This is a genomic window from Enterococcus sp. BWB1-3 (assembly GCF_016745275.1).
Taxonomy (GTDB): domain Bacteria; phylum Bacillota; class Bacilli; order Lactobacillales; family Enterococcaceae; genus Enterococcus_L.
The window spans coordinates 27774-48684 of the sequence record NZ_JADOEP010000026.1 but is presented as its reverse complement, the minus strand read 5'-3'; the positions used below and the strand labels follow the sequence as shown (position 1 = coordinate 48684).

Here is a 20911-nt window from a genome sequence, read left to right as displayed (position 1 = left end):
CTGCACTCACATAATGATTACCTGTCAGATACCGAAAATCCGGAGTCTTGACTTTTCTTATTTATTACTATTACCCTCTATCTCTATTCAGATAATTATCCAGACGTTGCTGTATTGTTGAATTAATAAGTTGTTCAACAGTAAGAATGCCGAACTCATCAAGTCCCAACAATTCGTTTTCCACCAAATTTTCCACATCAAAAACATCTGTTTCCCAAGATTCATGTTTGTCAGAAGCAAAGCAATGTCTATCCTTAACCATCAATCGGATTAATTTCATTCGTGCGTTCATACCAGATTCCTGAAGCAGCTGATTTTCAAAAGCCTGATTTTCTTCCAAACTGAAACCAACTTTCTGATTAGTATTTGTCTCATAATTATCTGAAAAAATCGAAAACTGATGCAACGGACTGCGTTGAATAAAGCGATTTGTTTCTTCATCCAGTAGTCGAAAACGCCTGTAAGCCAATCCAGTCTGTCTAATTCTTTTCAACTGGAATCGTCCTTTACTTGAACTCTTTTCTTGAGAAACAGCTCTTTTATCACTGTTTAAAGACAGATATCCTTGTCCATCATGTTCGAAGTAACAGTTTTTATTCCCGGCATTATCAACTGCCAAAATGAGTCCGCTATCCTCGTAACTGCCATAGAGCCATTGAGTAATCTGAGTAGGCTGTTTATTCAATGAATAAATCTCCAAACACAGCTGATCCTTACTCCAGATAAAATGCTGTACTGAATCTTCTCTTAATATGAGAAACAGCCGTCCCAAACAGTCATAGAAAAAAAGTGATTTTCCCGACTCAGTCGAATCTATTACAATAAGTTGACCTGAAGCTGTATAGGAAAAAACTTCCAGCTTGTCTCCAATTCTCTTTTCTACCAAATTCCCTTGAACATCGTAGACATAGCGTGTTTGATTCTTTTCAATTACTCGACCAACAGAGTCCGTTTTCAGATTATATCCTTCCTGGATTTGTCTCATACCACTTTGGTCATAGAATCGTCGAAGCAATTCCGAACCATTTTCAGAGACGTTTATCAGGCGTTGCTTTTCATCATAGTCAAAAACAGTAATCTGATTTTCGAGCTCATTTCTAACACGTTTAAGCTGCTTAGAACCTATATATTCATAGTCAAAATGATTAGCAGACTCTTTACTAATTACAGTCTTAGTGGTCCGATTTGCTTCAGGATCATATTTTGATTTAAACTGGATATCCCCCACCTGAATGGTTGTTTCATTTTCCGTTTTATAAAGTTCACACTCCACTTGTTGTTTATCAATCAGATTTATTGTTCTTTTATAACCTGCAGCTGTTCTTTCATAGCTTTCAGTCAGTATCCCTAAAATAGATCGATTTTTTAGCATATTGTCTCTGAAGTAGTCATAATTTACCATTGTATCCGGCAGGTTATCATCAGAAGCAACCACCTTTTCCTGAATTAATTGATTCTGACTGTTGTAAGATAAATGAAGCTCACTGCAGAAATTTTTTGCAATAATGATGTTGCCGAAGGAATCATATTCATAAATTTCCCATGTCTTATCCTTACTGAGCATCTTATCAATGTAGCCATTTGAATCATAGTTAACTTTGGTCCAGATTCCATTTCCCAAGGTAACTTTATGGACTCGTCCTATTTGGTCATAATCAAATCTTTTTTCAAATTCTTTCTCGTAGACTTCTTTGACTATCTGCCTTGCCTGATTACGTTCTGCAAAGTAAATTTGCTTGTTGTTTCTTTTAACCTCTAAAATATCTCCTAAACGATTGTAATAAAAATCATACCGATCTTTTACTGGTGTTTGTAATGAAATAATCCTATTCCCGGCATCATACTCAAGGTTTAATCTTTGCCCATTTACAGAAAACATACTGATAAGTCCAGCCAAATTATACGTATATTCTCTGATTATTTTTTCCCCTTGTCTGATTGAAATCAGACGTTGCTTGCTATCATAACTACAGAAATACTCTATGTTTTTTTGACTTTGTATCTTTGTGAAATGGATACACTGACCAAATTGATTATATTCCCATAAATACTCCTCTTTGCCTTCTGAAGATATTTTGCGGATAATACGCCCATACTGATCATAAAAATACTGATTCGTTTGACCTTTGATAATGGAACTCTCCATCAAATTGTTGTTTTTTTTATAAACAGCATTGAATATCTCTATATCATTTTCTATGGCACGGGTCAGCAGGTTTTCTTCATTGTATTCGTAGGTTGAGATGGATCCCTTTCGATCAGCCACTTGAATTTTTTTCCCAAAAAGATTGTAGTCAAACTGCTCGGTAGTTCCATCATTATATATCTTGTTAGTCAGCAGGCCATTTTGATCATATACATATTGAGTAACCTGCCCATCTACTGCTCGTTCTTCTATCAGTTGAAGCTGTTCATTGTAAAAGAAGCGTTCTGTTCCCCCCTGATAATGGTTAATCCGTTCAATCAAACCGAAATCATTGTAATGATAGCTGGTTTCATTACCATAAAAATCCCTCATGCAGTTTTTCTGCTGCAGCTCATCATACTCAAACCAACATTCGTCCAAACCACCGTCTACCCATTGATGAATTAGCCGGCCATCCTGATCATAGTCCCAATGATGTGTAGCTCCATTCCTTATTTTTCGTTCTTTCATTAAATGATTCACATCATAGACGAATTGATCACTTATCCCCAGTGAATCAGTTACTTCCAATAAATCTCCTTCCGAAGAATAACTGTAACCGACAATCTGACTCTTATTTAAGGTCAATGATTGAATGAACCCCTGATGATTGTACTCAACTTCCAAACAGACTTGATTGGAATCAGTCAATTGCAGCAGCTGCTCCAGCTCATTTCTAGTGATTGTCAGAACATAGCCAGCTGCATTACGGATGTTGTTTAGAAGAAAACAATCTCTATTTAACTGACTTCGAGAATAGCTATAATAAAATCCAGAACTCAAATCCTCCACCGTAAAACTGTCTTTTTCCGCAGTCAGAAGTAACTTATTCATTCTATCCAGAGACTCTTCTCCTTCGAATATCCACGGAAACAGGTACTCATTCCCATTAAAATCCCTATAAAACAGCTCTCCATATTGACGGTCAAGAGTTAACTGGCTATCATAAGAAAAATGAATTCTATTCCCTAAGGAACCAGTCATGCTATGATTACTTGACCAGCACCATTCCCAGTTTATAGGGATTTGTCCATAAGTTTTAAAGTCAACCTGCTTATACTTATGTGTTCCGTTCACTAAATCCAAGCGTTGTTTCCACCTTCCTGAATGAATCAATCACTACTGTACTCTGAAGTTTAGTTGAAGAGTCACTATTTAGAATCAATGGTCTGACCACAACCGGCTTCAGATTAAGTCTATTTTGAAGCGATATTCCTGAGAACACTTTTCTTTCAGAAATTATCGTTCCAGTTTGCCCATCATCTGCTGGTGTTGAAGTAGATACTTTATTTAAATTTGCAATTTTCAAGACCGATCCGGATGTAATTTGTCGAATACTCATACTCTGCAATAACTTATTCGTCACTTTTCGGTTAGCACTTTTTATCATCGCGTTGGTTTGAGCATTAATAAATGCTACCGGGCTAATTGCAGAAACAGCACCTTTATTGACAACTCCAAAACCACCACCAGATGCGCTGTTTCCTGAACTGCTTCCTGCGGTTCCCGGATTGGTCTTACCACCAGCAGTTTGTGTTTTTCCACTCTGATTTTCTGTAGCAGACACCATTTTCTGATTCTTGCTGGTTGGATTAACCGAGTGATGTTCTTTCTGTTCTCTGTCAGCAGTTGGTTGATTCGCATCATGTAACCTTTTTTCTTTTTTGTTAATACTTCCCGTAGATAGTGTATTGGTCTCAGGCAACTGCACTGACTTAGCTGCTAATTGATTTAAATCAATTGTCTTAATTTTCATTTTTGAATCAGCTGCTTTTCCATGCTCCTGGTTCATTTGATTCTGTGATACTATCTTTTCAATTTTTGTATTTTTCTGAGAAAACATCTGATTTGCCACATTCGTATCAGGTTGTTTATTTAGATTTCCATTTGGTTTAACCCTCATCGTTTGTAAACCCGTTGTCTCTAATCTAAGAGGGACAATTTTGCTTCCTTCTATGGGTAAAGTACCAAATGAAACCTTTGCACGATAATCCTGTTTTTGCGAAATATCATCTATAATAGCTTCCGGTTCCTTTTGAATGATTCGCTGATTCGTTGTAAAAGGAATGGTATTAACTGCTGTAGCAGCTACTCTCTCAATCACTCCAAGTTTTTTTGATAAGTTATCAATAATGGGAATACTCGAAATTGCCTTTTGACTGATCTCCATTTTATTCAGATCCTGTATTGCCTGTGTTGAAGCAGCTCGTTTTTTACGTTTGGTTTGACTGCTGCCCTCAAGAGTTTTATGAATCGCCTTCACTCCAGAGCCTCCTGAGTACTGTAAATCAGGACTGGACAACTGAATATCCGCTGCTATTAGAATAGAGCTGGTACTTTTCCCTTGCAAAGTAATACTGCTGTCACTGGTAACTGAAATAGATTTACGGCTTGAAAAACTGACATCTGCCGCTGAGTGTATATTTATACTGCTGTTACTGTTAATTGCAATATTGCTTCCATCAGTTAGGGTAATCGAAAGCCTATCGCTGGAAATAATTGACAAATCATTAGAAGATAAAGAAATTCTTTTTCCCTGTGGATTACTGAGTATCTTGGTTGTCGGATCGTTCATTTCATCTCGATAAGAAGAAATGTTACTGCGAATTCCAAGTGTTGCAGTTGCCTTCTTTTCATTTTCCTGAGGGAAATATACCTTTACACGTGAACCAATTTCAGGCATGTAATAGGTGATGTTACTCCCTTCAGTAAGATATGGAAACCAAGTCGCATTTTGAATACCTTGCTTCTTGTCAATATCAAGATGTACTTTAACATTCGTTCCGCTTACAGCAATAACAGTTCCTTCCAGCGTAATACCAATATTTTCTTTTTGTTGCGGCACCCAATAATTAAAGCCTTGTTTTATCATTACTTTATATTCAAATTCCAATTGCCCGTTGACAAGTGTACATTTTTTTTTGATAATAAAATATTTTTCCTGATCCTTGAGCAGATAATCTCCTAAATCATAGTTCGCTACGGTCTCAATAATCAGCTGGTTTACCTTATTTGTCGTTGGTCTTCCCAGAGGATTTTCCTGAACCTGCCGAATTTGTTGATAATTCCTACCAAATGTATATTTTGTTTTTGAGAATTCAATTCTGCATCCTTCTTTTAAGCCAACCCAAAATTTTGGTCGTGTGTCAATAATATCTGCAACTAAAAATGTATTATTAATTGCTGCAAGACGTTTAATCAACTGCCAATCTGTTTCGTCATACTGAAGAATCATCGTTTCAAGATTCTTTGACAACGTATTCACATCAATAAATTGGCTGGCAGGGTAGTCTCCTGAAATTTCAGAAATCAATTGTACATAAGACTTTGAAATGTCTTGAAAGGATTTCCTTCTTTTTTTAATATCCATATTTTTAGTTGAAGTAACAATCACAATTTCAACTTGCCAAACTTGTTTGATACAAGAAATGATCATCTTTTCTATCATTCCAGAAAACAAAATTTTTTTATTTTCACTTGTAACAAGTTGGATAGTTTCATTCGATAAAGATTGACTTAGCAGCCTTTTCGCCACTTTTTCTTCTATGCTGACACAAAGATGCATAATACCATGATTGTTTAGACTATGCACAAACGAAAGCTGCTCAATATGCAGATAAGAAAAGCTGCACACCAGCTTCATATTCGAAAACGTAATTGCCTGATCCATATTCTCACTCCTAAGCTTCTTTATACTTGAACGGCTCCAACTTTTTATTTTCTTTTATTATGTACAAGCAGCTTAGGGAATTCTTTGCACATTTAAGAACGAAAGAATTCCCCTCATCCCTGCCTTTATTTATTTTCTTCACTCTTCTCCAAGTTTGATTGCCCGGAGATCCAAACACCAAAATAGTCTTTTGTCTGTTCCTGCGATAAGCCGCTCCAAAATATAATCAGACTTGTCACCAGCAGTATCGTTCTAAGTGGGACTAAGGGAGAAAAATTAAGGATAGAAACGACAATATTTAGACCAAAAAAGACTTTCATAAGAGGGTACATTTTCGGCGTCCCAATAAAAATACTCACTTCAGTCCCTAGCCTTACTGTGATACACAACAGATAAAAAATCACTATTTCCATTAAAAAGAGATCATCTGACAACATAATTCCTATAAAACCAATCATTGACAACACTGTTAATACGGCATCCAGCGCCCAAAAGAGGCTTATCCAGCGAATCCGCTTCGGCAGTTTCTTCTTTATCTTTGGCTTTAACGCCTCCATTTTTATTTCCCCCAATCAAATTTACCTTTCTTTCTCTGTTGTCACAGATTTTCCATAACCAAAATAGGCCCTCGTTTTCTCGGATCTCAAATCAACCCAAAACCAGATAAGGAAATACGCTGAGAAGAAAGCCTGCCCTTTTAAATCGATGATATTGCTTATAATCAGCTGTACAGCATTTAGCCCAAGCAAAAGCCTTAAATGATTGTACTTACCTGGCACCTTTTTATATATGCAAATGAAAGGAGCAATTTTTATTACAGCAGTAAACACTTCTCCCAGAATTTCTCCAATAAGAATCTCTCGTCCATTCAAAGCTGCTGAAATGGTCATAACAATAATAATTGTTGTAAAAACCCCATATAACAGCCACATAAAACTGATCAGCTGTATCCCAAGAGGTAAAATAATTTCGTTTTTCTTTTTTTCCATTCCATCCAACTCCATTTTTTTAATACTCTAGTTAACTTTAGCACTGAGTCATCTCACTCTTTTTGTAAATCATTGCAGCAGATTCTCTTTTATTCTGCTTTGGCTGCTTCTCCATAGCCAAAATACGCCTTTGTTCTCTCTGTTTTCAGATCTGACCAAAACCAGAAAAGTAAAAAGATTGAAACGATAACCTTTACTTTAAAAGACATTATCGTGGTTATAACAAACAGAACAACATTTAACCAGAAAAAAATCTTTAAATTGTCATACATTTTCGGTGTTCTTTTATAGATACAAATAAAAGGACCGATTTTTATTACCACAGACAACAAGCCCATCACTAATCCAAACCCAAAAAATGCACCAAAACTCATAGATTCTATAATTAAAAGAATCAGCATAATTGCTGTTATCCCTCCATTAAGCAACCAAATCCAACTAACCCACTTTACACCTACCGGCAATGTTGCCTCTTTGTTCGTTACTTCTTTATTCATTTCTTCCATTTCAACAAACTCCCTAACTCTATTTTTATTTTTCTGTAATTCCTTTATTTATAACTTCCCTTTTATTTCTCATTCCTTATTTCATTCCATCAAAGAAATTGATTTCCCAGCTTTCATTCTCGAACGGAAAATACTGTTCTTCTCCCCGCAGCAGATTGCCATTGCGGCGGGTAATCGGCAAGACATAAAAGCCCCAGTTATTTTCATTGGCATACACAAAGAATTTCACTTCTTCATCCTCGATATTATCCACATCATCCTGTCGAATATAGCGGGTATAGCTGCTGTTAATCTCCTGATAAGCAACAGGAACATATGCTGTCAACTCATTCTGATAGAGGAAGCTGGTATGCTCCTCCTGCTCCTCGCTGCGCAGGAAGAAACGAACTTCCCTGACAGTATGATCTTTGGAAATGAACCCGCTGACCTGTGTAATCTTGTCATTGCGCAGCAAAAGCTGAACTGTCTCGCCATGATGATCCGCCGCATAAACCGTATAGGGAATTTCAGGTACCGCATTAATCAGCTTCGGTCGTATAATTGCTGTTTTACAATCCTCCAGGTAACGAATTGAACCATTTAGGCAGGACAGCTTCAGCTCCATCAGCGCATTGTCTTTCTTCTGTCGAAACTCGATATTTTTACCGGCTATAAATTCCTTTAGGGCTTCTCTAAACAATGGAATCTTGCAGGATTGACCGGTCATCTTAATGATTGAAAAATCCTGCAGCTGCTGATTTTCATACAGATCCTCGAAGAATTTCTTCACAATCGAATAGATATCCCCTTTAATCAGGCTGTTCATTTCATTGCGGTTAATGTGCAGCTCTGGAATCTGATAGACATAATCCAGCAGATTATTTTTACGGACGGACAACTTAAAGCCTTTCAGCTCGCCCAGCAGCATCTCTTCTTGCTCCAGTCCTGATGCTCCAATACTTAACTGCCAGCTGTCAGAATAATCATAGAAGCGATGTTTGACCGCTTCAGCCAGCTTCCACAGGAAATAGTAATTGTTTTGAACACGTTTATAAGTATCGTAATTTTGATTCTTATATCTGCAAAATTGGGTCGGCAAGATTTCCTCCGCTTCTTCATAAAGCGTCTCAAACCGCTGATAGAATGCCTGAACGCCAAATTCATCAATGGCTCTGTAACCATCGTCTGCGCCGCCCGGAAACCATTCATCCACGCTTACATATGGCTCTTTCATATAAAAAGCGGCAAAGCGGATTTTCAAAAATTGAAGAATACGATAGGTTAAATTGTTTCCACCAAAATTAACATCACCATTTTCAAAGGTTGTCTGGATAGTCACACGGTAGGAAACCCGACTGTCCTCAATTTTGAACACACAGGAAGACATGTCGGTTGTTCCGCCGCCGCAGTCAAAAATCAGTGCCTGATACTCTTCTCCGTGAAGAAAATTTCTTTGATCGATTTGACTGGAAATCGTATTATAGAGAACAGAAATCCCTTCATCCAGGGCATGCTGCTGATCGATGTGATACGCCGGAAACAGTTCCTGAAACATGGAAATAAACTGATGCTTCATTTTAACCGGACTGGAAACATGCAGGTGAACAAAGCGGCATTTGAACTGCTGTTCGGCATGTTGAATCATGTATTCGATAAAGGCTTGAATAATTGAACCTCGAGTAACCTCGGCTTTATTTCCCAGTAAATCCACAAGCTGTTCTTTCTGATCATAGGAATGAACCCAACGCTTCAGCTCATAAAAGGTTGTTCCAAAATGATCATCGATTCGGGAAAACTGACTATCGCTTAAGGCCTGATAACCAAAGCAATAGGAAATTGGCTGATCTGGATGACAGCTTTCCACACTGACTGCTGATGGCAGCAAAGACGACCACTCTCCCGGCAGCTGATTGCCGGTTTCAAATTGCACATAATTAATTTGATCCTTCTGCAGACTGCCGTTTAACAGCTCATGAGCATTCATCAGCTCTTCATATTCGCTGCCCATATAAACACCAGCCGTCGAATTGCTGGTCCCGAAATCAATCGCCAGAATCTGTTTAGTTACAGGCAGCTCTGCAATTTCCAAATCCAACAGCGGTACATCATAGTAATCCACCAGTGCATTCAGCAGCCGCTCATTTCCCGTATAAATGTCAAATAGATATTCAGACTCCAACGCTTTAAAGTACAGCAGATGATAAACTTTATTGTTGGACGGTGTAACAGGCATGCTTTTATCCATACATAAAACAAATGTCTGGTTCGTATCGTCAATGGCCCGCAATGTAAAAATACCGCAAAGCTGCTTTTGATCGTTCACTAAAAGAACATTTGAGGTTTGCAGAAAAGGGGCTGATGTTTCTACAATATATTGATCTCTCGGCTCTACACTCAGCCCTTTGTAGACAGTCAGCTTTGCCGGATTGAGAATCATTTCCCGTGAACTTAGTTCTTCACCCAAATGATTGTCCACCAATTTTTCCACTCTGGAAAAGCCGGCGCTGTCATAATTCTGAATCAGCGTATCCTCATTAAGCCCGCGAAAATGCAGAATCGTTTCAATAAACCGGTCCCGGTCCAATGAATTGGCAATCCCTTTAACAAGCTTTTCCTTATAACAAATATCCCTCAGCTGCAGGGTCGTTAAGCGTTCCAACGCCGGCCGGGAGTATCGATTCATATTTCGTTTCTGGTAGCTTTTTTCTAAACGTGACTGATACAGACTCATTGACTACACCTCATTTATTTATTGCTTAGAACATATCTGAAAAACTCCAGTGATTACTATTTTCGAAAAAGTTGAAATAAACAAACGCTAAACATTGGATGAATGCTTTCACTTTTATAAAATCCTTATTTCGCATACCAATCCTTATACTGCAGAAAAACCTTATATCTGCGCATCTCACCTTGTTCGGTTCTCATCAAACACATTATTTAGAAAAGCGTTGTCATGTCTTGTACCGCCGTTTATTCGGGTTTAGAGTATGAAGAGAGTTTGAAACTTTATTTCTGTCCTAAACTCGTCCTTACACAACACTCAGACATACGATGAGCATTCGGTAAAGCGTAGGCACAAGTCCCTGTATGACCTTACTTTCGATTCAATCCATTGATTTTATTTCATAAAATCAGTCTTATGTTTTCAGATACACCCTAGAAAATCACAAACTGCTCCATTTTCATAAAGGCTTCTTCTTCTAAAATTCCAATCATATGTTCATAATAAATATCCAACGAAAACTTAAATGGTAAAAACAATTCTTTTAAAACAGCAACCTTTTTTTCTTCCTCTTCTGTTTTTTTTGTCTGTAAAAAAACAGTTAGTTCATACTTGTCTCCCAAGTGAACAAATTGAATTGCTTTCGGATAGATGAATTGAATCGTTTCTTTGAATATCAGTACGCCCTGATTGGTTTGATACAGCCGCAGCAGATTGTGTGCCAGCTGCTTCTTTTCGCTAAATGAAAACCGGTTATAGTTTTCCTGAACAAATCGACCAAACAGCCCATGTTTCATATCCTCCTGAACAAAGCTCACCTGATAGTCCCGTTTGTTGTTCCCACGATTGACATCAATTTCGCCGATATAATGGATAAACAAATCAAACAGTGTCGTTTTCAACTGCTGATTCTCCTCATCGTCAGGGGGAAACATCTCATAAAAAATGGAATAAAAGCGGTAATAGGGATTAATTTCAACCTCGTCCGCAAGCTTCTGTTCATTCAGATTTTCAAAGTTCAGCTCCAGATAAGGCGAATAGCGTTTGGGATACTGAAAGACAATATTTTCTTTTGCTGCCTCCAGCTGATTGGCTTTCACCATAAATTCCCATAAGTAATTCATAACAGCTCTCCGATACAAGTAAACTCAGGAAAATGAAGTTGAATTTCAGAGACCAAAAAACTGAGTTCGTCTCTCACCGTCGTTATGCTGCTCTTGCTTTTAAAGGAAAGCAGCATCGGCGTTCGATCCATCTCCTCCCGCAGATAATCCTCCAGAAAACTGTTTACCTCATAGGTTTCCCTAACAGTAGGCAGCTGCTCCAGCAATCGGATTTCTTCAAGAGAAAACCGCTCCATCATCTGATAGGTATTGATAATTCTAGAAATTTCACACATGGAGCGAATAGTAAAATTTTCTCTGCGGGCAAATCGGTCCGTGAAGAAATCATTTCTATGATTGCTTTGAAGTGTTAACGGATTATTTTGAGCTTCCGGTTGAATAAACTGGTAAATCTGCCAGTTCAGCACTCGTTCATTGGGAGAAATAATCGTAATCGCACCCTCCGTTTTTTTAACATAGCTGATTTCAGCTTTACTCGTATCAACTAAATACCCATGGGCAAGGCCGAATTTCTCAATATTAACTGTGTGCTGAAAATTAATGTGATCCAGCGCTGGAACTGCAAAACTTTCATTTCGTATTTCCAGCTGCCGAACATTCCATAAGGGCACGTGATTAATTCGCTGATAAGGTTCCATCTCTTCCAGATTGAAGCTGATTCTGCGGATGATTTCCTGCTCTTCCAAAGGCAGCGGATCAGCCAGATGAATACTGATAAATTTGTAAAGATACGGATGAAGAACTGTTTTCCATGGCAAGCCGTTATCTGCAAAATTAATATACAAATGCTTCAGCTTTTCTATATACCCTGTATAGGGTCTGACTCTGAATTTTACATTATACGTTTGGTTGTTTGTTTCTATTTCTCCCTTGAACAATCTATTTTCACTTTTCTGCATGAAGGTCTGATAGTTCAGATAGTCACAGTCTAGATAGACTTTTGAAAGAAAGACCTCCGGAGCGGCTGAAACAAGCTCAGACAGCTCCTTCATTTCTTCCAGCTCCTCTAAATCCTTTTCATCAACAGGAAAGAAAAAATCAGAAATCGGGTCCACTTCATCCTTTGGGAGAAAATGATAATAAATATCAAATTGGTCAAAATCGTCTTGAATTTCATCAAATACCTGATTCCGAATTTCCTGCAGCTGGGTGTCCGTATAATCGGCCAAACCGCTGAACACACCGTTGATAATCTGCTTCAGAAGCAGACGGTCATTTAAATCGTCAATTCGATCCAGTCGACTTTTTAACAGCTCTTTCATAGCGCAGCTACCTTCTTTCGTTGTTCATCCTTTTTCTCAGCAGATTCTCCGCTTCTTTCATTTTCAGCCTGACGATGTACAGACACAGATTAGTTTGGAACGACTTGTTGATTCAGCTGTGCTGCCAGACTTTGCTGAGAAGCAGTTTTCAGATTTAAGGCTGTTTCAATTTTTCGTTCCACCTGTGCTACTCGTGCGGAATTATTAATTTCCTGATAAATCAGCTGTGCACCTCTGTAAAATTCCACTGCCAAATCATAATCGTAGACAACCAGAGCTTCGTCTCCGCTGGTTTCCAGACTGATAGCCACATCCTCCTGCTTGGTGTTTGCAGCTTTATCCTGTTCAGCACGGATTTTTTCTGCCTGGGCACGCATTTGGCTGGCTTTATCGGTAAAACCAGCGGCATCATACTGGTCTGCAATTCCATCATAACGATCTGCCAAATTCTCCGTTTCACCGGCTTCTGCTGCCTGATCTGCTTCACTTGCCGCCTGATCTGCTTCTGCTTTTGTTGCATCTTTATTCGCCAGATCCTTCTTTGATTTCGCTGTATCCAGCTTGACATTTAAGTCCTTCACTTTATCCTGATCACCCAAATCTACAGCAGCCAGCTTCGCCTTCTGATACGAATCAATGGCAGAATCGTACTGCTCTGCCTCAAGCTGAGTATCGCCAAGTTTTTCAAGCTCGTTGACGTAAGCCTTATCTTTAAAATATTCCAGCTGATAGTTGATATAATTAGGATCAAAGATGGACAGGGCGTTTTCATGATCCACCAGATAATCTCTGGCAGCAGTAAAACGCTTTTTAGCCATTTCAATGTCTTCTTTTTCGGAGCTGGCATTGCCGTCAACAATTAACTGAGACATTTTTTCTTTTTTGTCCAGCCGCTTCAGTGGATAATTTTTGATTTTTGCCCGTTCCTTGATTGCCGCTGTATAGCTTTCCAAGGCCCGCTTATAATTTTCCTCCAACACATAATCATCAGCCTTTTTCTCAATGGCCAGAACGCTTTGAATCTGTTCCTCCCGTTCTACCCGATTGCGGTAATTGACAAAGAGGACAATGCTGATAATCAATACAATCGGTATGGCAATCAGCAGGATTCTTTTCGCTTTTTTCCAGCCGTCTTTGCTTTTTACGAAAAGTTTGTTAATCATGACAATCGATACAGAGTAATTACCCAGGTGCTCCGGCTGTTTACTCAATAACAGGTCTTCAAGATTATCAATTACTTCCTGAGGGCTTTTTGCTTCATGAAGAGCATCCAGAATTTCTATATCTGTGATATACTCCCACATTCCCACGGTTGTCATCACCAGCGTATCCAGCTCGTGAAGCTTTCTTTTTTCAGAAATAAACGGCTTCAGCCGCCGTGCCATCCCCAGATAGCTGGTCAGATTATTCCGTTCCTCAAACCCCAGAGAGCGGTCCAGCGGAAACACCCCTGTATCCAGCATTTCCTGATAATAGCTTTGGTCTTTGCTGGAAAAACGCAGCTTCCCGTTATAGACACACTGCAGATGGACATTCCCTGCACTGGCCCAGCGAATATTCATATAATCAGAAACAACGATCATAATACTTGCCTGCAGATGGTCACGGACACTCTCCGCAATCAGTGTGTCATGTGCTTCCTTAATCAGGTCAGAGAGTATTTTTCTGGTCATTCCCGGTTTGATAATAAAAGAATCCAGAACAGTCTTTACAGCCAGCTCTGCACTGCCGGCTTCACTGTCGTCAATTCCGGAAGCCATCACCCAACAGGCAAAGTCATCTTCTTCCACAAAAGCAAAATAGTCCTTATTGTCGAGACGTCTTCCTGATTCAGATAAATAACAGGTATTAAAATTACTATTTTCTTTCCTCACTACTGTACTCCTTCATCTCGCTCTGCAGCAGATTTTGCCTGGTTTCTCTCTTGAGGTTGTGATAAAAGCATTCAGCTTCGAAAACCAAGAACAGGTACGTTCACCATTTGTAAGCTCTAAACTATGACAAACATTTAGGCAAAAAAACATCAAATTTCTTCGCTCTTCGTGATTCAACGCAATAAAAAGGACATCAATCAAGCATGCAGGAACTAGCCGGCACGTATCTACAGCTCTCACTACACACTGTTTCGATCTCATTAATTTCTAAATGGCAAAGCCATTAAGAATTGAAGAGCTGTGTTCCAATCCTCGGAGCAGTCATTGTTTTCCTCAAGTAATCACAGAGGTATACAGAGACTGGAACACCGTTTATTTGGTCTTAGAAGACTGGGTATACAAATGACACAACTAATCCGAAACCCTATGCTCTAAATTTTTCGATCAGTAAAAATTTCAGTTTTCCATTCAAAGCAGCTGCCTGACTAAGTCTGTCCTGAAAATCAGCAGCTTTCTCTGCAACGGGTTTTCGCTGATTTAGAATAGACTCCTTTTCAATTTGACAAAACAGCGTGTCAAATTCCTGATTGCACAAAAACAGCTGATCTCTTTTTCTTAATTTGACGGGCTGTTGATTACTCTCAAATCTTCTTAGATTTTCAAATCCCAAATAGCTGGTGAGCTCATTTCTTAATGTATTGGAAATTACCCGCTTTTCAGAAATCTGACCATCCAGTATTTTTTCTCTCAAACGAAATTTATACAAGTCTCTCTGATTGAGCCGCATCAACCTTTCACGATTCAGGTAAATAGAAATATTGCCAGAGCTAGCCCAATACAGGTGCTGATTCTTCACATACACAAGAGCAATGGAACAGCCTCCGCTTTGAGTATTGCCATGCTCGCTTACTTTTTTATGACTATCCAAAAGACAACGTTTGATAAAATCCTGCTCAGATTCAAAGGCTTCTTTTCTGGAAAAATAATCCGAAATTATCGTGTCTGTGATTCTGCAGGCTTCTTCCCCGACTTTAACAGGGCCCACGCCTGAAGTTAAAATTCCCAGAAATTCCTGGTCCTTCCAAAGAGTTGTCGTGACTTTCTCCATTTCCTGATCGGCAAAAATCAAACCGGCTGCCTGACAATTTTTTCTTTGTAAATAGCTTGAAAAAATTCTTGCGCAAAGTAATATGCCGATCAATAGAAGCAGGATCACCAGCGGATCGTTCCATTCATTCATCCTTTACTCTCCTGATTTCAAACTTTCCCACTCGAAATGTTCCCCGCATAAAGGAATAAACAGGAATTGGCTGTTCCCCAGCTGAATTACATCATACGGATTTAGTTCGACAGGTGTATAGACGGCTTCATTATTCAGATAAACCAGTCCCTGAGAGTCTCCGGGAAGAATCAGTGTGCTTCGTTTCAGCGGATCATACGCAACAATCGCATGATTTCTCCTGGCGATCCGATTATCGCCTAAAATTTGAATCTGCATGTCATCAGAACGTCCGATAAAATTTTTTTCAGCCATAATACGGTAGTCTCTGCCCAGCTGCGGCCCTTTGATACACACCAGCCAGCCGACAACCGGATCGATTAATTCAAGCTCCTCGATATACTCGCTGTCTTCATCAAATGTAGTATCTGCTCCTGCTGCATTTTTTTGAGCTGTCTCTTCCTTTACATGCATATTGCAGTAGGGACAAATATTCCCATACCTTCTAGAACTGAAAATGTGGCCGTTTCCACAACGAATCAATCCACCCATTCCTATCCAACTCCATTCACTTAGTATCTGCTCACTGAACAATTAATTTTGTTTTTGCAATATAAATCCAATCATTCTTCTTTAATTTATAAGGTTTGTCTTTCAGCTTATAAATGGTCTGTGCATGTTCAGATTTCACACCGGTCCCATTTCGGCTGCCCAGATCTTCCAGATACCATTCACCATCAACCAGATTCATGAGGGCATGCTCTTTGGCAACCAGAACTGCGTACTCTGTTTCGCTGAGATCAATATCCACTGACTGACTTTTATAGCTTTTTCCGAGGATCAGTGACTGTTCGCCCAGAATATGCCAGTTCTTCTGAACCTCGCCGGAATCATTGACCAAAAGCAAATGATTAATCGCTGCTTTTTTTGGGAATAGTTTTTGCGTTTTAACCCCATACCAATAAATAAAAAGAATAAGTGCACCTGCTGTACAGCCGTATAGTGAAAATTTGAGCCATACTTCATATTCTCCAAAAAAAGCCATGACAGAAGCTGCCAGAAGTAAAGCAAGCAGACTGAGCTCCAAAAATAAATTCTTATTCATGCGCTACCCTTTCTTTTTTCCTGTAAAATATTGTTCAAACAGCATCGAAGCATCCGACATCTTTTCAGATGAATTCTTGTTGATTTTTCTGCCGTTCTCCTTAAATCCAAAAAACTGCTCAAAATTTGCTGCAGCCTGGAACAGGCTTTCTTTGTCTGTTCCGGAAAAGCCTGCTGCGGTTTGGCTGGCTGTCTTCTGTTCGGCAGCGGACGAATGACTGCTTTTTCCTGATCGGAGAAGCTGCTGATCATATGTTTTTCTCTTTTCTTCATCTCCCAATACCTGATAGGCCTCTGAAATCTGTAAAAATTTTTTCTCCGCTTCTCTGTCATCCGGATTTCGGTCAGGATGAAGTTTTTTTGCCAGCTTTCTGTACTGCTGCTTGATTTCGTCCTGACTGGCCTGCGGGGAGAGATTAAGTATCTGATAATGGTTCAATCGCTGTTCATCCTTTCAACAATCAAAACAAGTCTGGGATCAGAATAAAATCCCAGACTCTAAACTTCGTTCATCTTCGATCATCAGATAATCAGTGTATGGAAAGCTGACTGCTTTCTTTATGACTCTGAATTTCGATCTGGATTACATTCCGTAGCCGCCTTCTAATTTTACGCTGCTGATCTTATCTTTCTTCTGTTTCACACGCAAAGTGAATTCACCGATTCCCTCTGTATTTCCAAAGTCTTCCATGTAATCAACCACAAAAGCATTTGGGAAATTGATTTGACGTACTACCTGCTCTGCACTGATGACTGAGACAACCAGGTTACGATAAGAATCCGCTGCTTCAGCCGGTACTACTGACCATTTAGCCAAGCTTAATGTACTGTCAGCAGCTTCACCGCCAATTGCCGTAAGAATTTTGCCGCGAATCACTAATGTTGTTCCCACATCTGTACTGCGTGCATTTGAATCATTTGGTGTATCCATTTCAAATTGAACGGATAAAATGTGCTCAATACCCAAATCAATTTTGTCTGGTCCATCGACCGTTAGTTTGAAACCCATTTGTTTCAACTCCTTCTATTTTATTATTACATTATTGAGATCGCTCTCTTAAAGTAACCGGAACTAAATAGCCATGTTAACTGTTTTGTTGACTTCAACTTCAAGGTTTTTCACATTTCCATTGAACATCAGATTAACATGACAGCGATTGGTTTCTTCATTGATCACATAATCAATGTCGTCACCCTCTTGGATAATGGAATTCACAAAGCCCTTCTGTCCCATCCAGCGGCTTCTGGTACTCTCTGGATTGTTACTGAAGAAATGCATAATATTATCCATTTTAAAGTCATTACTCTGGAATCTGAGCAGGCGCTCAATATAACTGCTTACCAAAGTTTTGTATGTTTCTTCAAAGCCATTTGCACCTTCATTCAGGCTTCTGGCTTTATAAACCATTACATTGTTAATTTCTTTATTTTTGTAGCTGGCATTTTCTGAAGCAAAACAAAAACCAAAATTCGTGCGGTTAATTTCATTCTTCACATTATTTGTAAAGCCGCTGATTTCTTTTGTCAGGGTTGTCAGGGTATGGAGCGAGTAGTCCTTCGCTTCAATATCGTATCGAATACCCGGCCCATCCTTCAACACGCGTTCAAAGTGTGTGGACAGATAAGATGGACACTGGCAGGCAGCTGTAATACCGGCAGCCACGTATGCGGCACCAATATAGACGCCTTCCAGCCAAAGCTTCATCATGTCCTCTTTCTCTTTGGAAAGCATTGCCGCATTTTCTCCTGCTATTACCATCTTGCTGTCAAGTAAAACACCTGATTTATTTTTAGGAATGATCGTAAAGTTCGGATAACATGGAACTGCAAAAGCGCTGTAGTCCTTTTTCATTAAAGGCTTGCAGTGATCGATATATTTGCTGACACCGTTTGTCGCCAGATCATCAAAGGTCGTTTCCTCGCTTGTTTCAAAGCTGAAATACAGCTGAACGTTATAGTCTTTCAGCAGATTAAGCAAAATCGCAATGGATTCCATTGAGTTCTCGCTGTTCTTTTCCACCTTTGTATTTCCTTTAAAGCGCCGACGGGACAGCTTCACTTCGCTTATATCCGACAGGGCAACGTTCGTCGCAATCCCCAGCCAAACGGTATTAGCAAAATCATTTTTATTGTTCACCGTATTTAAATATTTTTCCAGGCGAATAATATTGCTTGATTTAGTCAGCATATCCAGTTTTGTATTCGTAACCAGCAGACTTGGCTGCATTTGTTTTGCTTTGGACTGGTACTGATCGAAATACAGCTTCACACCGATTATTTTTTCAATCAGCGGTTTGACTACTTTCACGAAATCAGATTTTGATTCTTTGTAGAAGTTCAAATAGTTGTTAAAGTTGTTTACTTCAAGCTCATAATTGATTTCTGTCTGTGCATCTAAAGGTAGAGGACAGAATGTGCGGACAACCAACTCTCTCACATACTCACTGCTGTCTTCGGAAACAGCTTCATAGTCCTCTGTAAAAAATAAAGATAGTTCCTGATTATTGCTTCCATCAGTAAGAGCCAGTTCCGTTATCTGCTCTTTTGGCGCTTCAATGATTTTCAGTTCACCGTTTTCGCCCATTGATAGTTTACCCAATGTTACCTGTTCCGGTTCGCTGCCGTCCTCCGGCTGTCCCAAAAGCAGACGGGTTTTAATATCTTCAATTGCCAACGGCAGCATCGCCATCACGTTGTTGTAGTTGTTTGAAGCCATTTCAAACTTCTCATTCAGTTTGTCCCCAACATCCAGTTTTTTTGGATCTTCTTCTTCCAGATTTTCATACTGATCATAAAGATAATGAATTTCTTTTCGTACCTGCCGGATATCGTCCATCACTTTTTTCGGTGAAATCATAGTGGTAATATTCTCAAAGTTGAAATCACTGTTCTTCAGACCATTCGCATTTTTAGCATCAAGCATTGTAATAATCATTTTGACAAAGTCATTTTCTTCATTAATCGGAATTTCTGTCACACTATCCTCAGGCACGCCTTCCGGTTTTTTCAGCGTATAAATAATTTTACTGTTTGCGCTGTTAAAAAACGAATAAACGGTTGGTGAAAACTTACCCATAAACTCATCAAAGCTGTTTACAACCAGCTTCTCATTTATTTCCTTTACCTTGTCATCACTCAAGCTGTCCATCCCTTTTACTTCGCCTACCAGCGTCAGCAGATCTGCCTTTTCCGGATTAATCTCCTGAAAATCAATTGTTCGATTTGTCTGTTCAATAATCTTCATTTCTATCCTCCAAATCAATAAAACTGTCTCTAATATACAGCTTTATTCTCTTGATATATGAAGGTTATCATATTTATTACAAAAAATGTTCATTATTTCCCAACAGGTATTTCAAATACCCTAAAAAGTTTTTTCGAAAAAAATGGCTGATTTTTTTCTTTGAAAAAGCTGTTAATCCAACGCTTTAAATTTCAAAAAAATCACCAAATTCCTTAAGTGCCTTTTTAGCACCCTTAAATGCACTTTTTTTGGGTTTATTTTTTATATAATGTCATTTATAATAATATAAACAGCGAAATAATTATTCTAAATTAAAATAATTATTCCTGTTTTTATTTAACTGATTGAACGAATAATTGAAATAATTTTATTTTGGACTACTTTTTAACATTGAAAATTTCTTCAATTCTATTAGAAAATGCGCAATTTTCGATCAAATAAAAAGTCACTAATTTTTATCGGATTTATTTCAAATTTTCCGTAACGTATTAATAACTCTTACATCCCTTGAGAAATTATCCGAAAATTAACAGAAGAAAAATTTTCAGCTCTGTTATTTTATATAAAAAAAATTCGTTTGATTCACAATGTCATGCTGAAAAAAGAGCTGGATTTTCAGTCCGCAATTTAGACTGTGTCTGAAAACTCAAGCGCAAATAGTTTGATGATTTTTATAGAACTCATCATCATAAATACTCGCTTATGAACCGCATAAGCTGTATTTTCTTCCTTGATTTCAATAAAAATCACTGAAAAATTCGAATGCCACTAACTTTTCAGACACACCCTAGTCTTTTGAATTTACCTAAAATTTTTGAAACGAATACTGAAAATTATTGAACTGACAGTATTTCAAAGCGTATTTCATTTGTTTAAAAAACAGCTTCTGTAACTACTGATATAATACGATTTTTAGTGAAAAATCGGTAAATTCAAACCTAGTCTTTGTTGTCTTCATTTGGAATAAATGTTACATTTAAGCGTTCAGCGTCAGCAAAAGAAATAAGGTATCTGGATTACTGTTGGTGCA

General features: G+C 38.6%; 15 protein-coding genes. All 15 read right to left on the bottom strand.

The features are described 5' to 3' along the window. Positions 1-70 precede the first annotated feature (70 nt). Positions 71-3262 carry a DUF6531 domain-containing protein gene (locus IW492_RS14945; protein ID WP_330928216.1) on the bottom strand — a complete coding sequence of 1064 codons (3192 nt, stop codon included), beginning with the start codon at positions 3260-3262 and terminating at the stop codon, positions 71-73. Beyond that, positions 3246-5855 (bottom strand): hypothetical protein, encoded by a 2610-nt coding sequence (locus IW492_RS14940; protein ID WP_202068589.1) that lies wholly within the window; start codon positions 5853-5855, stop codon positions 3246-3248. Before IW492_RS14940 ends, IW492_RS14945 begins: the two co-directional genes overlap by 17 nt. A 125-nt stretch (positions 5856-5980) precedes the next feature. Then, positions 5981-6412 carry a hypothetical protein gene (locus tag IW492_RS14935; RefSeq protein WP_202068588.1) on the bottom strand — a complete coding sequence of 144 codons (432 nt, stop codon included), beginning with the start codon at positions 6410-6412 and terminating at the stop codon, positions 5981-5983. Between the two features lie 21 nt (positions 6413-6433). After that, the gene (locus IW492_RS14930) at positions 6434-6844 is read right to left on the bottom strand and encodes a hypothetical protein (protein ID WP_202068587.1); all 411 of its coding nucleotides are present in this window, start codon (positions 6842-6844) and stop codon (positions 6434-6436) included. Between the two features lie 89 nt (positions 6845-6933). Beyond that, entirely contained in the window at positions 6934-7350 is a 417-nt protein-coding gene (locus tag IW492_RS14925) for a hypothetical protein (protein WP_202068585.1), read from the bottom strand. Between the two features lie 76 nt (positions 7351-7426). Continuing rightward, positions 7427-10060 (bottom strand): hypothetical protein, encoded by a 2634-nt coding sequence (locus IW492_RS14920; RefSeq protein WP_202068584.1) that lies wholly within the window; start codon positions 10058-10060, stop codon positions 7427-7429. 428 nt (positions 10061-10488) lie between these two features. Continuing rightward, the gene (locus IW492_RS14915; RefSeq protein WP_202068583.1) at positions 10489-11178 is read right to left on the bottom strand and encodes a hypothetical protein; all 690 of its coding nucleotides are present in this window, start codon (positions 11176-11178) and stop codon (positions 10489-10491) included. Beyond that, positions 11175-12440 carry a hypothetical protein gene (locus IW492_RS14910; protein ID WP_202068582.1) on the bottom strand — a complete coding sequence of 422 codons (1266 nt, stop codon included), beginning with the start codon at positions 12438-12440 and terminating at the stop codon, positions 11175-11177. The genes IW492_RS14915 and IW492_RS14910 overlap by 4 nt, the downstream gene beginning before the upstream one ends. Before the next feature lie 89 nt (positions 12441-12529). Beyond that, positions 12530-14314: a PP2C family protein-serine/threonine phosphatase gene (locus IW492_RS14905; RefSeq protein WP_202068581.1), complete on the bottom strand. Its 1785-nt coding sequence runs from the start codon at positions 14312-14314 to the stop codon at positions 12530-12532. A gap of 424 nt (positions 14315-14738) precedes the next feature. Then, positions 14739-15554: a hypothetical protein gene (locus tag IW492_RS14900; RefSeq protein ID WP_202068580.1), complete on the bottom strand. Its 816-nt coding sequence runs from the start codon at positions 15552-15554 to the stop codon at positions 14739-14741. A 3-nt stretch (positions 15555-15557) separates the two neighbouring features. Continuing rightward, entirely contained in the window at positions 15558-16085 is a 528-nt protein-coding gene (locus tag IW492_RS14895; protein WP_202068579.1) for an FHA domain-containing protein, read from the bottom strand. 31 nt (positions 16086-16116) lie between these two features. Continuing rightward, positions 16117-16638, bottom strand: coding sequence for an FHA domain-containing protein (locus IW492_RS14890; protein WP_202068578.1), 522 nt, complete (start codon positions 16636-16638; stop codon positions 16117-16119). A 3-nt stretch (positions 16639-16641) separates the two neighbouring features. Continuing rightward, positions 16642-17076 (bottom strand): DnaJ domain-containing protein, encoded by a 435-nt coding sequence (locus IW492_RS18750; protein ID WP_202068576.1) that lies wholly within the window; start codon positions 17074-17076, stop codon positions 16642-16644. A 144-nt stretch (positions 17077-17220) separates the two neighbouring features. After that, a complete protein-coding gene (locus tag IW492_RS14880) occupies positions 17221-17646 on the bottom strand; it encodes a hypothetical protein (RefSeq protein WP_202068575.1) in 426 nt (141 codons plus the stop codon). A gap of 63 nt (positions 17647-17709) precedes the next feature. After that, positions 17710-19881 (bottom strand): hypothetical protein, encoded by a 2172-nt coding sequence (locus IW492_RS14875; protein WP_202068574.1) that lies wholly within the window; start codon positions 19879-19881, stop codon positions 17710-17712. Between the last annotated feature and the right edge of the window lie 1030 nt (positions 19882-20911).

Excerpts from the sequence above, each read along its gene's own strand:
- IW492_RS14925 (WP_202068585.1), bottom strand. The coding sequence starts at position 7,350 with ATGGAAGAAATGAATAAAGAAGTAACGAACAAAGAGGCAACATTGCCG.
- IW492_RS14880 (WP_202068575.1), bottom strand. The coding sequence starts at position 17,646 with ATGGGTTTCAAACTAACGGTCGATGGACCAGACAAAATTGATTTGGGT.
- IW492_RS14940 (WP_202068589.1), bottom strand. The coding sequence starts at position 5,855 with ATGGATCAGGCAATTACGTTTTCGAATATGAAGCTGGTGTGCAGCTTT.
- IW492_RS14895 (WP_202068579.1), bottom strand. The coding sequence starts at position 16,085 with ATGGGTGGATTGATTCGTTGTGGAAACGGCCACATTTTCAGTTCTAGA.
- IW492_RS14890 (WP_202068578.1), bottom strand. The coding sequence starts at position 16,638 with ATGAATAAGAATTTATTTTTGGAGCTCAGTCTGCTTGCTTTACTTCTG.
- IW492_RS14900 (WP_202068580.1), bottom strand. The coding sequence starts at position 15,554 with ATGAATGAATGGAACGATCCGCTGGTGATCCTGCTTCTATTGATCGGC.
- IW492_RS14935 (WP_202068588.1), bottom strand. The coding sequence starts at position 6,412 with ATGGAGGCGTTAAAGCCAAAGATAAAGAAGAAACTGCCGAAGCGGATT.
- IW492_RS14875 (WP_202068574.1), bottom strand. The coding sequence starts at position 19,881 with ATGAAGATTATTGAACAGACAAATCGAACAATTGATTTTCAGGAGATT.
- IW492_RS14910 (WP_202068582.1), bottom strand. The coding sequence starts at position 12,440 with ATGAAAGAGCTGTTAAAAAGTCGACTGGATCGAATTGACGATTTAAAT.
- IW492_RS14920 (WP_202068584.1), bottom strand. The coding sequence starts at position 10,060 with ATGAGTCTGTATCAGTCACGTTTAGAAAAAAGCTACCAGAAACGAAAT.
- IW492_RS14915 (WP_202068583.1), bottom strand. The coding sequence starts at position 11,178 with ATGAATTACTTATGGGAATTTATGGTGAAAGCCAATCAGCTGGAGGCA.
- IW492_RS14930 (WP_202068587.1), bottom strand. The coding sequence starts at position 6,844 with ATGGAAAAAAAGAAAAACGAAATTATTTTACCTCTTGGGATACAGCTG.